Genomic DNA, 16162 nt, shown 5'->3' with positions numbered 1-16162 from the left:
TATCAATAAGATGGGCCTGGGCTCGGAAAATAACTATATGCTTGCACAAGCAAGTTTATTCTGTTCGAGAGAGACGATGGGCAAGGGAAAAGAACATTTTTGCGCCGTAGGTATTCATTTGGATGTAACCAATCGTTTGTGGATAGATGCCATGAACAAATCGGTATTCCAGATGTCCGTAAACAGGCCTCATTGGCTGGTTTTGAGAGCAATAGTAGAGTTGGGAGATGGTTGTACGCTAACTGAAGTTTCTAATTTTTTGTATAGCGAAATTTCCACGTGTTCTCGAGCCATCTATTTTTTAGAACAAAATCATCTGATTACAAGAAAAGCGACTGAAGATGACTTGCGTGTTAAAGGGCTTTTTTTGACCGAAGCAGGGGAGGCCATACATCGTGGAATAGATAATGCTGTTGAAAAAGTTCGAGAAAAAATTTTGCAAGACGTCTCTAGCGAACAATTGGAAACATTCCTGCATGTTCTTGATAAAATAAAGAACCGGGCAGAAAAAATTTCCAAATTACCGAGTGTAAACCACAAAACTATAACCTCTATGTTCGATTTTAATATGCATAAAAAAATCAAGCATAGATAAACGCACGTAAGATTCTCATGAAGTAAAAGTGAAAATTTAGTTCTTATTTTGCAAGGATAGGAAATAAATTATCACAATATGTTATGTTATAACGTTTTGTTTCCGGTTGGAGGAGAATATCGGTCATGCTTCGTGTCTCATGTTTCTATCGTTCTCTTTTATTCTCCTCAGCCATCATCATAATTGAAAATGCCGCATGTCATGCTGCTTTTGCATCGCCTTCTGCGGATATTACGCAGTCTTCTGAAAAGCGATCATTGTCAGCGAGTGGAGGCAAGAGTGCAGTCGTCAATCTGGATTGGAATAAGCCTCTTGATAGGTCCAATACAGTCGAACAAATTGTAGCCCAAGGCCGACATTCCCGTTCTGTACAAAGCATGAAGCAGGCACAAATTCAGCGTATTCTGCCCGGTATTAATCCCGTCAAAGCTCTGTCTATCCTGCCCGGGGTCGTTTATACAAATGCCGATCCGTGGGGCAACAACGAGCGGAATAGTTCGCTTTACATCCATGGATTTAATCAGAACCAGTTGGGATTTACTTTGGACGGAATTCCTCTTGGGGACCAATCCTATAATGATTATAATGGGTTAAGCCCGCAACGTGCGGTTATTAGTGAAAATGTAGCATCGTCTTCGGTATCTACCGGGGCAGGGGCTTTAGGAACAGCATCCACATCTAACTTGGGTGGAACGTTAGAGTTTTTTTCCAGCGATCCCAAGCATAAAGCTGGCGGCCAGTTGGACCAGACGTTTGGCAGTTGGTCAACATTTAGAACATTCGCCCGGATTGATACGGGTGATCTGGGGCATGGAAATTCTGCTTATATATCCTGGGCCCGACAGGATGCTCGAGCGTGGGACTTAGGGTCTCATCAGGGCGGAAATCAGGTTAATATGAAATTTGTTCATAAAAGCGATAATGATAAAATCACATGGTTTTTCAATTGGTCTAATAAAGATGAACCAAACGAAGATGGAATATTTTTACCAAACGGCCAAGGCTTGTACGTTCGGCCATCCATTTACCCAGATATTAATTATGCCAAAAATTATTATAACTCAGCATCTTACCGTGACGATGGGTTGAATTATCGTGGTTATTACAGTGTTGCACAACGGCAGGATTTTTTATCTTATTTAAAGTGGCATCATGACTTCAACCAGTTTCTAAGTTGGGATACCTCCTTGTATTATCACCATGAGTTAGGTGAAACGGCAGTATCTATTCCAATCGACGTCTCGGGTTTAGGGGCTATTTTTTCCACGTATTTTCCAGGGCAGAATATGACTCAAGTTTTCGGTGGGTCTGGACTGGCAACAAGAACAACAGAATATTGGGATAATAGAGGCGGTATAACCTCAACTTTACATTATAGAATTGGAGCGCATCATATTGAAATTGGTGGGTGGTACGAACGGAATGAAGATACGCAGGCAAGGCGGTGGTACGCGTTTAGTTTTAACAATCCCACATCCCCATATGCACGACAGCAAGACCCGCTCATTCATCATTTCACAAATAAGTTTGATACCAATACATGGGTCGTCCATTTACAGGATACTTGGGCAGTTACTAGAAATTTCACCCTCAACGCAGGATTTAAGTCCGAGTTGGTTTATACTAATGGGACACTACCTGTAGCCGCAAGAAGTGGCTCTCTTATACCTGCTGGCGCCATAACTGTGCCTGGGGGCGCAGTGGCTACAGCAAAGCCCTTCCTTCCTGCGTTTGGGGCGTTATGGTCAATGACGAAGAATGAGCAACTGTTTGCTAATATTCAGGAAAATATGAGATCTTATTCTCAAGGAGGCTATGGAAACGCCACTCCATGGGGAGCCACAAGTCAGGCTGCATTTGAAAACTTTGCACGGCATGGAAAACCGGAAATGTCGTGGACTTATGAACTGGGACTACGCTCTCATCACCATGTGAAGCTGGGCCCTTTGACTGATGTGCAAGGGCAGATTGAATATTATCACGTTCGGTTTTCAAATCGTCTATTAGCAGTTGCAACTACACCGCAATATGCGGCCATTGTTGGTTCTGCAACTACACTGGCAAATGTAGGTTCTGTTAATACAGATGGCATGGATTTTTCTTTTACGTTGCAGTTTGGATCTCATTTTTCCTTTTATAATGCTCTCTCCTATAATCATTCTGTATATAATAATAATTACAGCAATGGATCGAGTGTTGTACAAACATCAGGAAAGAAAGTGGTTGGGATCCCCGATTGGACAGAAAAATTTGTAGCCTCGACGTACTGGGGCAATGCCTCTGCTCAGTTTATTGGTGAAACAATGGGGAAACGCTTCACAACCTATACAAATGATCTGAAAGCTTCGCCTTACGTTCTCTTCAGTATGAATGCTAGCTATACAATATATGGAATTCCCCATCTTCCATCACTGAAAGTTCAGGGGAATATTACAAATTTAACGAATACTAAAGCATGGTCAACGCTTACCCCAACGTATACTTCTGGAAATTATAGCGCCTTTCCTGTTGCTCCTCGTATGTTTTTTCTAACCTTAAGTGCCAAATGGTAAGGTCAATATAATATTATAATAATAAATTTTATATTTTTTAATTTATCTGATTTATATGTCTAATAGTAGGTAATATTAATATGATATACTGAATTTTTATTTGTAAATTCTTATTTCCTTCCCTTTTTTGCGGCATTCTGGCACATAAGTGCCAAATGTCGGAAATAAGTGCCGGGTCGATATTCTTTTTTTGATAAAGATCCGACCTGCATCATGCGCGTTACCAATGGTTACGGTAAATGGTGCCCGGCCTTTAGGAAAGAAGGAAGAAGATTATATGCAGGAGCCCGAAACGGCACATGCTCATTTTGGATGGTTCAAACGTCGGAGGCATATAGAACCAAATGATATCACCGTGGTGGACGGCGATATGCTCAAGCGGGCCGTAGGGGCCGCGGCCCTTGGCAATGCCATGGAATGGTTTGACTTCGGGGTTTATGGCTATATTGCCATTACACTTGGGCGCGTTTTCTTTCCTTCAGTCGATGCTACAGCTCAACTTATTGCGACTTTTGCCACGTTTACTGTTGCCTTTTTGGTAAGACCCCTTGGCGGGGCTGTTTTTGGCCCATTGGGAGACAGATACGGAAGACAAAAAGTTTTGGCGTTCACAATGATTCTTATGGCATTGGGGACATTTTCCATAGGTCTTATCCCCTCTTATGCCAGTATCGGCATATGGGGACCTATTTTACTATTGCTGGCTCGTATGGTGCAGGGTTTTTCCACCGGGGGAGAATACGGTGGTGCTGCAACTTTTATTGCTGAATACTCCACAGATCGAAAACGTGGGTTGATGGGAAGCTGGCTGGAGTTTGGCACACTGGCAGGATATGTGGCCGGGGCCGGCGCAGTTCTTATTCTACAATTCTGCTTGGCAGATCAGCAGATGTTGTCTTGGGGATGGCGTATTCCGTTCATTCTGGCCGGGCCGCTAGGTGTTCTGGGCCTCTACATGCGCATGAAACTGGAGGAAACACCTGCATTCGCGGCTTATGCTGAACAAGCGGAGCAACGGGAACAGGAAAAGCCCGGCTGGCGAGATCTGCTCCAAGTGCATTGGCGTCAGCTGCTTAAATGTATGGGACTGGTGATGGTCTTTAATGTGACCTACTACATGGTCCTGACCTATATGCCCAGTTATCTGAGCGTGACGCTTGGCTACCCAGAAACTAAAGGTCTGTTACTGATCCTGCTGGTTATGCTTGTTATGATGCCTCTTAACGTTGTTGGCGGCATATTTAGCGATAGGCTAGGGCGGCGCCCCATGATCATAGGCGCTTGTCTGGGGCTACTGCTGCTTTCAGTTCCCAGCTTGTGGCTTATACAAAGTGGCAATGACTGGTTAATTTTTCTGGGCCTTATGCTGCTCGGGGTTTCGTTGGTGTGTTTTACTAGTTCCATGCCAGCAACCTTACCGGCACTGTTTTATACCCCGGTGCGTTATACGGCGCTCTCGTTGGCTTTTAACATTTCTGTTTCCATGTTCGGCGGTACAACGCCTTTGGTCACAGCATGGCTTATACGCCGCACAGATGACCTGATGATGCCTGCCTACTACCTGATGGGCGTAGCCGTTATTGGTATTGTGACGATGCTAACGGTAAAAGAAACGGCTCGTATGCCTCTCCGTGGTTCACCTCCCGCGGTGGAGACTGAGGAAGAAATTAAAGCCCTGTTAAAGAGTGATAAACCCATAACAGTGGATGCAAGTCTCCCTCCTGTTCCTTAAAATGAGGCGGTACTGTCGTGCGTCAATATTTTTGAGGCGCGCGGCAGTGTAACTGCTTTTTATAGGACATGGTTTCTGTTTGTATGAAGACAATCAGGCCTTCTTATATAAGAAATATATTATAATATATTCACAGCCCCTTATTGTTATTACAATAATTCAACAACAACGTGACTTGAAAAGGTTTGAAGAATTTTTTAGAAACTAGAAAACAGCTATAAGAAAAAGAATAAGATGCCTGATATAATACGACTACGAGCTTCGCCTGCGCACGAGATGACAATGCAAGGCCGCCTACGCAACTGCTAGTCGTGCCTAAGACATAAAGCTCGCCTCAAAATATTTCTATCATGAATCACGTTGCGTCATTTTTGTCTTATCAAGACAGGAATGTACCGCTTTGGATAAAATTATGTCCAAAAATCGCCATTTTGTACGCTCCGCCTGTGTGCCTCGAAATAAGCTCTTTTTAAAATCCTCTGCTCTTATTGTAGTTTCTGGGCTTGTGCTCATACTGACGTCTCAGATCTCCAAAGCTGCAACTCAGGAAGAGAACGCTGCTCCACAGCAAAATTCGGTAGCCCAGAGAGGCACTGTTTCCACATCAGTGCCGTCCGAGCAACTCGCAAAACATAAGCGCCCCATTGCGGAAGACCGCTTGGAAAGTCTGTTTAATACCGAGAGTATTTCCTATTTATTGAACCATAATGGCAACGCGCTGCGTCGTAGGGACATCAGTGCGGGGTATTATGTTTCCGAGCAGGCTTTTGGCAATTTAGTGCCCACCCTCAAACCACTGCGCGACCGTCTGACAGAACATGGTTTTAGTTTTGAATTGACCTACAAAGGGGAGGGTATGGCGAATGTGAGCGGTGGTGTCTCTAAAGGCATGGACTATACACATGAAGTCCGCATCGCCATGCTTTTTGATTTGGGTAAACTGACCAAATGGGAACCGCTAAATGGGTGGTTCCTGCACGGTATTGTCATGAATCGTGAGGGACGTCAGGTCGGGTGGGACCATGTGGGCGAACGGAATGTTCTGCTTACAGAGGTTTGGAGTATTCATGGGCCGGCGGCAGCGCGTCTGGCAGATCTTTATGTTGAAAAATCATTCCTCAACAATAAGATCAATATCAACCTTGGCCGTATTGCACTGACACACACATATTCTACGTCTGTGCTGCTTTGTACATTCATGACCATGTGTTCAGCCCCTATGGCCATTCGTGAACCCGCAGGCTGGAGTGTTTACCCAAAAACATCGTGGGGTGGGACATTCCGTATTCGTCCTACGCGGGATCTAATTTTGAGAACAGGCGTATATCGCATCGGCCCTAAACCCGTGGATAATACCGGATGGGCATGGGGTAGCGAGCCTTACACGGGTATTCAGACGCCTGTTGAGTTGACATGGGAACCCTTTTTTGGCGAACGCAAATTACCGGGCCACTACAAGATCGGATATGCGCACGATACCTCCCCTTATGCGGATATGATTGGGGTGATACCAGCAGAGTTTACCGGCTCCGTCCAAAAGCATAAAGAAAAACCACGGGATACGTTTTATATCGAAACAGATCAGATGGTGTACCGTAGTCATGGGCAACATCAGATGGCGGGTGGGTATGTGCTGGCAGGGTTTATTCATAATACGCCAAGCAATTCGACATTTTCAAATGAGTTTTATGCTGGAGCCTCGTTGCTTGGAATTATCCCGGGCCGACCATTTGATCGGCTTGGGGTGATGTATTCCTATTACCAGTTAAGCCCGAGAACGACTTATGGCCAGCAGTTACGGCAGATGGCTGGCCTCTCTATGGGAGCGTATGTTAATGCTCCTCAAACACATTCGGCTATTTTGGAAGCGTATTATGGTATTCCCGTCATGCCGGGTTTGGTTATTACGCCTGAGTTTGAATACATGATGCGTCCCGGCGAAACATCCGTTATTCCCAATGCCATTCTGGCAGGTCTGAAAGTGATCAGCGCGTTATAGATACGCGGGAAATTAACGGCATGAAACCCGGAATATAAATTTGCCGTATCGGGGGGGCGCACGGACAGGCAGCGCAGAGCACCGTTTTGATGCTCTGCGTGGAAAAGGGCAGGGAAGTCTGGCTATTCGTGTAAGCCCGGAGCCTCCCGGCCCGTTCTTGCAACATATTCCGTATATCCCCCGTCATACCGATGAATACCTTCGGGAGTAAGCTCCAGAACACGGTTGGACAAAGCCGCAAGGAAGTGACGGTCATGCGAGACAAAAAGCATTGTACCATCATAGTCCGCCAGCGCCGCTATGAGCATTTCTTTTGTGGCGATATCCAAATGGTTAGTCGGTTCGTCAAGCACCAGAAAATTGGGAGGATCAAACAGCATGAGCGCCATCACCAGCCGTGCTTTTTCGCCGCCAGATAGCACGCGGCAGCTTTTATCCACATCATCCCCGGAAAAACCAAAACCACCCGCTAAGGAGCGCAAGGCGCCCTGACCGGCCAGAGGGAATGTATCGTTTAGTGTTTCAAAAATGGTTCGTTCGCCATCAAGCAGGTCCATCGCGTGCTGGGCAAAATAGCCCATTTTAACGCTGCCTCCCAGGGTAACGCTGCCTGCATCAGGCTCGGTGGTGCCGGTAACCAGTTTAAGCAGGGTTGACTTGCCCGCACCATTGACCCCCAGCACACAGCAGCGTTCCTGCCGGCGGATCAGCAGATCAAGCCCCTTGTAAATAACCCGGCTCCCGTAGCTTTTATCTACACCACGCAGGTTGACCACGGCATCGCCGGACCGGGGCGCCTGTGGAAACGTGAAGGACAAAGCCTGCCTACGTTTTGGCGGCTCTACCCGGTCTATTTTGTCCAGCTTCTTAACCCGGCTTTGCACCTGTGCAGCGTGAGACGCACGCGCCTTGAAGCGTTCGATAAACGCAACCTCTTTGGCCAACATGGCCTGTTGGCGGTCAAACTGTGCCTGCTGGTGTTTCTCGTTCAATGCCCGCTGTTGTTCATAGAACTCATAATCACCAGAGAAGCTGTTCAACACGCCTCCGTCAATTTCAATCACCTTGTTAATAATCCGGTTCATGAAAGCACGGTCATGAGAGGTCATGAGCAGGGCGCCATCGTAGCCAGCCAGAAACTGCTCCAACCAGATCAGACTCTCCAGATCAAGATGGTTGCTTGGCTCATCCAGCAGCATCACATCAGGCTTCATCAGCAGGATGCGCGCCAGTGCAACACGCATTTTCCACCCACCAGACAGGCGGCCGACATCTCCATCCATCATCTCCTGGCTGAACCCAAGCCCGTGCAGTACTTCACGCGCCCGGCCGTCCAGAGCGTATCCCCCTAATTCTTCAAAACGTGCCTGAACCTCGCCAAATTGCTCCAGAATGGTGTCCAGTTCATCAAATCTTTCAGGGTCAGCCATAGCGACTTCAAGTTCAGCCAGCTGTGCACCAACTTCCGAGACTGGCCCAGCCCCATCCATCACCTCGGCTACCGCACTCCGGCCAGCCATCTCTCCCACATCCTGATTAAAAAAGCCGATTGTTATGCCTTTGTCAGTCAGAACGTGGCCTTCGTCTGGTTCTTCCTGCCCTGTAATCAGGCGGAAAAGAGTGGTTTTCCCTGCGCCATTCGGGCCGACCAACCCAATTTTTTCGCCTTTTTGCAAGGCTGCCGACGCCTCGACAAAGATCACGCGATGACCATTATATTTGCTGATATTGTCGAGCCGGATCATGGAACCTCAGAATAAAAAACGTGTCACGAAACAGAGTGCAGAGCAGTCTTATTGCGTAACCCCGGCTCTTCGTAAACAGCTGGCAACATTAAGTTTCTGGTATATCCAGAATTAAAATTCTATAGGAATGATTTTTAGAATTATAATGCACAATACAGTATAGTTTTATTGTATTGCATAAAATCCTGAACAGGATGGTGGCGCGACGCATGAAGAAGAATAAAACCCATTCATGCGTTAGTATTGCGCCACCATCTTACACATTAAACGACAATGTGCAGCTACAGCCCCTGATCAGGCAGAAGCGTGATCAAGCGTAACAGTGGCCTCACTTGTCAGAACACGGAATACAAAGCTTTCCTGCAAGTACAGTTCGACTGTTTCGGCTGTGTGGCTCAGATAGCCGATAGACATATCCTGACCAATATCGAGCATAAAATCCCCACCACGTGTGGAGACAACAAAGGCACCTTCCAGCGCAGGAGCCCAGATAATTTTACCGTCAATCATGCTTTCGATGTGTTTGCGGACAGGATACCCATCGTCATCTCCGCTGCTAACCGCCAAATGAGCCTGCGCCCCCAGCACAACCGAATAGGGACCGTTTACGCCTGCAAGGCGTAGGGCGTTCAGGGCTTCGGCAATGGCGTGCGGGTAATCCTTGGCCAATGCGGGGAGTTTGAGATGCGGGTTGGAGGTTCCTGTGCGCATACCGCCAATGCCTGCGGCCTCAAAACCATTGAAAATGGCATGGTCTTCGGCAAATGCAATTTTCTGTGCGGCATCTTTGACGGTCTGCCAGTCGGAATCCAGCGCCCCGCGTTCGACGGCGTCAATTTCTTCTCGAGACAGGGTAAAAGGTACCCGAAGCTCAACCAACGGTAAGACCTCGCGCTGCGAAGCAATTACGCCGGTTTCAGCCGTTTCAATTTTTTTACCGCGCCCGGTGCCAACGCCTGCAAAGGCCGTCCCTTTGGGCTCTGGGGTATCCACAACACGACGTCCGGCCAAGTGGCGGCGGATGGTGCGGGTCGCTTCTTCTTCAATCTGGGCCCATGCTTCGGCAGAAATAGGGGCTAGGTGTTTGTGCAGATTGTTCATAGTCAGGCGTCCTTATTCTTTTAATGATCCAATACCGAGGGAGCCATCTTGTGGTCCATCTGGATGCAAATCAGGAGAGACAGGGGGAGGGGGAGCAGCGTAGTCTGGAGCCGCATCCAGAAATTCGCCTGTTGGTGTAAAGAACAGTGAACCTGTTACAGCGGTGCTGACATCCAGCAACCTGTCATAGTTGCCCGGAGGCTTACCAATAAACATGTTCTGGAGCATCTGCTCTGTTCGGGCGGGAGAACGCGCGTAACCAATAAAGTAGGTGCCAAATTCACCTTTGCCCACGGCGCCAAATGGCATGTTTTCGCGCACAATCTGAAGCTGCTCACCATTCTCCTCAATATTGGTCAGCACATTGTGCGCATAACTAGGCTTTGCGGCTTCTGACAGTTCTATGTCTGAAACTTTTTTGCGCCCAATAATGTGTTCCTGCACCTCGGTTGGAATGGCATCCCACTTTTTGAGGTCATGCAGATATTTTTGGACAATCACGTAGCTCCCGCCCGCAAAGGCGGGGTCTTCATCACCGATAATTGTCGCGTTTACAGCAACCTGCCCCGATGGGTTCTCCGTGCCATCTACAAAGCCCAATAAGTCACGCGCATCAAAGTATTTAAACCCATGCACTTCGTCCACAACTGTTGCCGCCCCTTCCAGACGGTTGACCAGCGCTGCGGCCAGTTCAAAACAGAGATCCATCTGTGTTGCACGAATATGGAAAAGTAGGTCCCCAGCTGTAGAGGGAGCATGGTGCACGCCATTAATTTCGCGGAACGGGTGCAAGTCCTTGGGGCGCGGCGCCCCAAACAGCTGGTCCCATGCGTTTGAGCCAATACCAGTTATGCAACTGAGTTTGCCATCGGGAATCCGAAAGCCAACTCCACGCACAAGCGACGATATATCTCCCAGAAGGTCCAGAACCTGAGGGTTGATGGATGTGTCGTCTTTTAGGGTCAGGACTAGAAAAACTGCCGCCTGTGTCAGTTTTGGATCAACAAGTTGGGGTGTGGACAACGGACTGAAGCTCCCTACAAGACGCACTCAATAATAGCGGGCTACAGCATAAAGCCATGCCGACGCATGGCAAGATGCAAGACGAACGCACATAAGAGAACACCAGCGCATAGTTCATCTGATGATCGGTGATGTGTGTCTTAAATCAGCTCACCCAAACCGTAATGCGGAGCATTTGCAAAAAATGTGCGCATCAATGGCAGGTAAGTCCTGACTTTTTGCGGCAGGTGCGGCGTGTGCACAATTTTGTACGTGCGCAACACTACATATGGTGCCATTCTTGCCAAAACTACACAAGATAACCGATATTTGGTTCTGTTTGATTGAGCCAGCCTGAAAGATGGAGACATGCAGTGGGCGGATATTTTCCTCAGATGAGTAGCCTGCCAGTGCGCGCAGTACCTTCACGCTATCCCTTTGAGGACGCTTTTGGCAGCAAGGTGGAAACAGCTCGCTCGCTTGACCGTGGCATGGGGGAAGCCGTTGGCCGCCGCACGGTTTTTCGTCCATCGGATCATGAGGACTTTGGAACTGTTGCAAACCGGGTGGCAGCAGGGAATACGGGGTTACTCAACCATGTGGATGATCGGGAAGTCATGCAGTTGCGGAATGCCATCGCAACGGGAGCGTTATTGACCTCAGGCCGACACCTGCAACATGGCGATGCCGAGCAGCCCAGTAGGAATATGGAAGTCTTTACAAACTGCGCGACGGCTATCTGTTCGTTTGCAAAGTTCTATCTACTACTCAATGGCTCCGGGGTGGGGCGTGCGTATGACGACGAACTCTGCATCGTCAACTGGGCTCAGGCGCCAGACCTCCATTTTGTGCTGGATGCGCAGCATCCAGACTACCCGCGTGACCGTGCCGCATTGCTACATTTCGGGCTGGAAATGCAGATAGTGCCATGGGGCACCATGCTCGAGGCGTTTGACGCTGGTATGGAAGCCGACGTACGTAAATTTTTGCATGAGTTCGTCTTAACAACAGCTCCCCAAGAGCCAGATGCACGTGTGCATATTATTGAAGATAGTCGGGAAGGCTGGGCTAAAGCTGTCGAAATGGTAGAAGCCATGGCATTTGACGGAGAGCAAAAAAGCTCTCTGGTCCTAGACTTTAGCCGAATTCGCTGTGCGGGTAGCCCTATTGCTGGTATGCAGGGACGGCCAGCCTCCGGCCCTATTTCGTTGTTGCGCGGCCTGTTGAATATTCGCCTGAATGTTATTGAGCCAGCACGGAAAAAAGGTATGCCACAATGGGAGCAGGCCTTACGGGTGGATCATTATCTGTCTATGGAAGTGCAGGTGGGGGGAGCCAGACGGGCCGCACGTATGGCCACCAAATCCTGGCGAGATAAGGAAGTTTTACGGTTTATTCGCGCCAAGGAGGAAGGAGGGCTGTGGACGGCCAATCATTCGGTCATGGTGGATCAACAGTTTTGGGACTTTATTAACAATCCAGAGCAGACAGGGCCTCTGGCCGAACATGCAAAGAGCGTATTTGCAGAGGCAACGCGTTGCGCATGGATTAACGGCGAGCCCGGTTTTATTAATGGCGACAGACTGGAGGACAGCCGCACTGGCAGCGCACGCAACAAGCCAGTGCACACGGATGGGCGAGATTTTCGGTCTTCACGCTATCAGGCAACCGATGCCGCGGCCCTTCTGGCAGAACTGGCAGGTTGTGCGGCTCATGCGCGTTTTCCCGTTACGACCAATCCGTGTGGAGAAATCACACTGCATGTTACCGGCGGTTACTGCGTTATTGGAGATTTTGCGCCTTTACTGGCCTGTCCGGTCCCGCTGGATACGGTAACGCCCGGCCTGTCTGCGCCAGACATAGCAGAACAATGGGATGCACGGGTAAGAGATTCCGTTCGTCTGGGTGTGCGTTTTTTATTGCGCGCCAACAGAATGGATGCCCTGTACGGCGAAGAAGTTGCACGAACCAACCGTATAGGCATTGGCCCGACCGGACTGCACGAATGGGCGTGGCTGCGGTTCGGTCTTGATTTTAAAGACCTGCTTGATGAAAAACGAGCTGCACCTTTCTGGGCTGCGTTGCATGAGCTTTCAGCTATAGCAAAAAAAGAAGCCAATGCTTACGCACAGGAGATGGGCACAACGCGCCCCGTTACGGTAACAACCGTAAAACCTGCCGGAACAACCTCCAAACTGTTCGGCTTGACTGAAGGCGCGCACTTGCCAGCTAGACGGCAATACGTGCGGTGGGTGCAGTTTAAAGGTGTGCGGCGCGAAAACGGGGTGTGGGAAGCGGGCACAGACCCACTCCTCCCTGCGTATGAAAGCAAAGGGTACCCCGTGCGCACATTACGCAGTTTTCCCGGCATGAGCATTGTTGGCTTTCCAACAGTGCCTCTTATCCAACGACTTGGTATGGGGGAACGCGTTTTAACCGCTCCCGAGGCCACGCCGGGAGAACAGTATCACTGGCTCGGTTTGTTGGAAAAATACTGGATAGGGGCAGAGCAGGGGAATCAGGTTTCCTATACTCTCAAAATCTACACAGACCGGCATGATTTGGAAAACTTCCGGGCCATTGTGGCGCAACATCAACCACATGTGCGATGCTGCGCCGTGCTGCCCAGCCGTCCAGAATCCTCAGCTCTTGGCTATGAATACCTACCGGAAGAAGAAGTTTCCGCCGGTAGGTTTGCGGCTATCACAGCAGGCATTCAGGACGATAACGTGCGCGAAGTCGTGGACTGGGCCCATCTGCAATGTGCAAGTGGTGTATGCCCGGTTTAAAATACCATTGCGCTACCTGTTCAGGCAGCAGTCCCAGCGCGGCGGAAGCGGATAATGCTACGTGACAGGCGACCGGCTGCCCAGTTAGGCATTTTGCGCCAAGGGGTAACAACATCCGCATACTGCCCATTTACGGTAACAGTTCTGCGTTGCTCTGTTCCCACCCATTCCGGTGCCCATGCGGTTTGAACACTGGTAATCCACTGGTCGCCCTCAACACGGTAACGACCAATATAGGCGACCAGCGTTTTCATGAGCTGGGCGCGGTCCGCATCGGTTGTGGCGGGCAGGCGGTTGCTACCTTCCAGATTAAAAGCAACCCAACCATCAGGTGTAAAAATCACCCGCCCACGCGGGGCCGGTCCCATGGCGTTAATAAAAGAACCAGTCTCTTTCTCTTCCACCTTGTAGGACACCAGTTCCCATGTGCCGATAAGGTTCTGCCTCAGGGCTTCTTCCTTCTGGGCATCCTGCTCGTCATAATCATCCATAATTTTCTGGGCGACTGCTTGCACTGGTTTTGTCCTGTTCCGTTGCTGATGCGTATCGTCTGTCGGGTTTCCGGCAGTTCCGCAAAGGAGTTTTTACGCTTGTCATTAGGTGTTGATGCGAACATGCCTCCCATTTCACATTTCCGGTAGTGACAATTTAGGAAAAATAATATTACGCTAAACGCAAAAATGAGCCAGCCAAACGTGTTATGGAGTGTCCTTGCCCGTGCCTTATGACGAAATAGGGGATCTACGTTTTTTCATAAGCCTGGTGGATGCAGGCAGCCTTTCCGCTGGTGCACGTAGCCTTGGTACATCCCCTGCCGCTGCCTCCCGTCGTTTATCACGGCTGGAAACGCGCCTTGGCAGCACGTTGGTTATTCGTAACACACGGCACTTTGGGCTAAGCGAAACAGGGCGGCTCTATTACGAACGGGCCTTGACCATTGTGGCCGAAATTGACCAGCTTGAAGAGGAAATATCGTCCAGCACTCAGGCTCCACGCGGCACGCTGAGCATCGGTGCTCCTGTAGAACTGGGTCGTAGGCAGATTGCCCCGTTCATTGAAGCCTTTAGCGCCAAACACCCACGTCTGATGATCAATCTGGCTCTTGCACCTGAAGGAAACTATGATTTTAACGACTATCTGGACGTTGTTCTCCGGCTCGGATTGCCAGAAACACCGGGAGCAGTGGTAACGCGCCTTGCTTCGACCATGCGGGTTTTGTGCGCGTCACCTACCTATATTGCACGCCGTTCCATGCCAGCCCACCCGCGGGACATTCCCAAACATGATTGTCTATGCCTGCGTAAAAACAAAACCATGGCGCTGCTGAACAAATGGGTTATCGGAAACGAGACAGAAACTGACGTGGTGATGGTAGAACCGCGCCTTTCCACCACAAATGCCGAGATCATTCATGATTGGGCTCTATCGGGGCAGGGCATAGCCTATAAGCTACTTTGTGACGTTTATCAGGATTTGGAAGAGGGTAAACTGGTGCGTATTCTGCCTGACCTACAGGGCGAGAAAATTGACCTCTACGCTGTATTACCCACACGGCAGCATACGCGAGCCAGTGTTCGTGCTTTTTTAAGCGATCTTCGCCCGTATATCCGTACCGCTGGGTTTCTGTAAGCACCTTTGACTACTCCGTGCATGGCCCCAGAACCTGACGTGACACACGGAACAGTGTCTCACGAAGCCAGCGGTGCACAGGGTCTGTATCTCGCCGTGGGTGCCACGCCTGAAATGCGTTGATACTGGGAAGAGAAAGGGGGAACTCAAACGTTTCCAGACCCAAAGCCTTAACTGAAATATGTTCAAGAACAATGCCGGGGAGGGGGAGTATGAGGTCTGAATTTTTCATACTTTCCACCATACAATGGTAGTTGGGAACGACCATGGCTATCCGCCGTGTAAGCCCATATTGATTGCGAAGAACCCAATCGATAGGCCCCTGCGCGCGCCCCCGGCGGGATACGCTGATGTAATCGTAACGCACCATACTCTGAGGCGTAACAGGGGCGGAGAGAATTGGGTGGCCTTGGCGCACCAACCCGCGCATGTGATCTCTAAACAAGGTCTGACGTCTGATTTCCGGCTTCATAAGATCAGTCGCGCCGATGTAAAGGTCCACACTACCGTGACGAAGCGGGTCGGATGCTGGGTCATCCACCTCGGGCGCCCAGATGAGTTCGCAACATGGACATTCTTTTTTGAGTGCCTGTAAAAGAGGCAGAGCAAGAGATGCGACAACCAGATCGTTAGCTCTGATGGTAAAAGTAGGGGACATATTGGCCAGATTGGCCAGTGCGCGTGTCTCTATCAAACTGTCTGCTGTACGAACTAGCTCCTGCACCCGGTCCAGAATACCGGAAGCAAATGCGGACGCGCTCATACGACGGCCAGACTGAACCAGAATGGGGTCTGCAAACACAGCGCGCAACTTAGCCAGATGGCGGCTCATGGCTGGCTCGCTCACCTTCAGGCGCCTGGCTGCCAGCGAGACGCTTTCCTCCTCAATAAGGACCTGAAGGTAACGCAATAGATCTAGATCATAACCTCTCATGCCGCCAGAAATAGACTTTATCCAGCGCAGGCACCACCATTTATCATTCCATAAAGTGGAAATGTTGGCATGATGGCGGGAGAC

Annotated in this window: 11 protein-coding genes; 6 read left to right on the top strand and 5 right to left on the bottom strand. The window is 49.5% G+C overall.

Going from position 1 to position 16162, the window contains the following annotated elements; all coding sequences use genetic code 11:
- The first annotated feature begins 37 nt into the window (after positions 1-37).
- The 4 genes from AGA_RS08625 to AGA_RS08610 all read left to right on the top strand — a co-directional run bounded on the left by AGA_RS08625 (position 38) and on the right by AGA_RS08610 (position 6878).
- On the top strand, positions 38-595 hold the full coding sequence (locus AGA_RS08625) for a MarR family winged helix-turn-helix transcriptional regulator (protein WP_197556473.1): 558 nt from the start codon (positions 38-40) through the stop codon (positions 593-595).
- Positions 596-720: 125 nt separating this feature from the next.
- Positions 721-3147: a TonB-dependent receptor gene (locus AGA_RS08620; protein ID WP_083503598.1), complete on the top strand. Its 2427-nt coding sequence runs from the start codon at positions 721-723 to the stop codon at positions 3145-3147.
- A 277-nt stretch (positions 3148-3424) separates the two neighbouring features.
- A complete protein-coding gene (gene proP / locus AGA_RS08615) occupies positions 3425-4879 on the top strand; it encodes a glycine betaine/L-proline transporter ProP (protein WP_059024778.1) in 1455 nt (484 codons plus the stop codon).
- Between the two features lie 412 nt (positions 4880-5291).
- Positions 5292-6878, top strand: coding sequence for a carbohydrate porin (locus tag AGA_RS08610; RefSeq protein ID WP_059024777.1), 1587 nt, complete (start codon positions 5292-5294; stop codon positions 6876-6878).
- Between the two features lie 122 nt (positions 6879-7000).
- On the opposite strand, the gene AGA_RS08605 is transcribed toward AGA_RS08610, so the two are convergent.
- The 3 genes from AGA_RS08605 to AGA_RS08595 form a co-directional block, all read right to left on the bottom strand.
- The gene (locus tag AGA_RS08605) at positions 7001-8623 is read right to left on the bottom strand and encodes an ABC-F family ATP-binding cassette domain-containing protein (protein WP_059023877.1); all 1623 of its coding nucleotides are present in this window, start codon (positions 8621-8623) and stop codon (positions 7001-7003) included.
- Between the two features lie 294 nt (positions 8624-8917).
- On the bottom strand, positions 8918-9724 hold the full coding sequence (locus tag AGA_RS08600) for a family 1 encapsulin nanocompartment shell protein (RefSeq protein ID WP_059023876.1): 807 nt from the start codon (positions 9722-9724) through the stop codon (positions 8918-8920).
- A 12-nt stretch (positions 9725-9736) separates the two neighbouring features.
- Positions 9737-10747, bottom strand: a complete 1011-nt coding sequence (locus AGA_RS08595) for a Dyp-type peroxidase (RefSeq protein WP_059023875.1) — start codon at positions 10745-10747, stop codon at positions 9737-9739.
- 374 nt (positions 10748-11121) lie between these two features.
- Here AGA_RS08595 and AGA_RS08590 point away from each other — a divergent pair, with 374 nt between their 5' ends.
- Entirely contained in the window at positions 11122-13515 is a 2394-nt protein-coding gene (locus AGA_RS08590; RefSeq protein ID WP_059023874.1) for a hypothetical protein, read from the top strand.
- Positions 13516-13535: 20 nt separating this feature from the next.
- On the opposite strand, the gene AGA_RS08585 is transcribed toward AGA_RS08590, so the two are convergent.
- Positions 13536-14030 carry a lipocalin-like domain-containing protein gene (locus AGA_RS08585; protein ID WP_059023873.1) on the bottom strand — a complete coding sequence of 165 codons (495 nt, stop codon included), beginning with the start codon at positions 14028-14030 and terminating at the stop codon, positions 13536-13538.
- 202 nt (positions 14031-14232) lie between these two features.
- On the opposite strand from AGA_RS08585, the gene AGA_RS08580 reads away from it, so the two are divergent.
- Positions 14233-15144 carry a LysR family transcriptional regulator gene (locus AGA_RS08580; protein ID WP_059024776.1) on the top strand — a complete coding sequence of 304 codons (912 nt, stop codon included), beginning with the start codon at positions 14233-14235 and terminating at the stop codon, positions 15142-15144.
- A gap of 10 nt (positions 15145-15154) precedes the next feature.
- Here the strand turns inward: AGA_RS08580 and AGA_RS08575 are convergent, their stop codons facing one another.
- On the bottom strand, positions 15155-16078 hold the full coding sequence (locus AGA_RS08575; protein ID WP_059024775.1) for a LysR family transcriptional regulator: 924 nt from the start codon (positions 16076-16078) through the stop codon (positions 15155-15157).
- Positions 16079-16162: the final 84 nt, after the last annotated feature.

It is taken from the genome of Acetobacter ghanensis (genome assembly GCF_001499675.1).
Classification (GTDB): Bacteria; Pseudomonadota; Alphaproteobacteria; order Acetobacterales; family Acetobacteraceae; genus Acetobacter; species Acetobacter ghanensis.
This window is presented reverse-complemented; position numbering and strand designations above follow the sequence as displayed.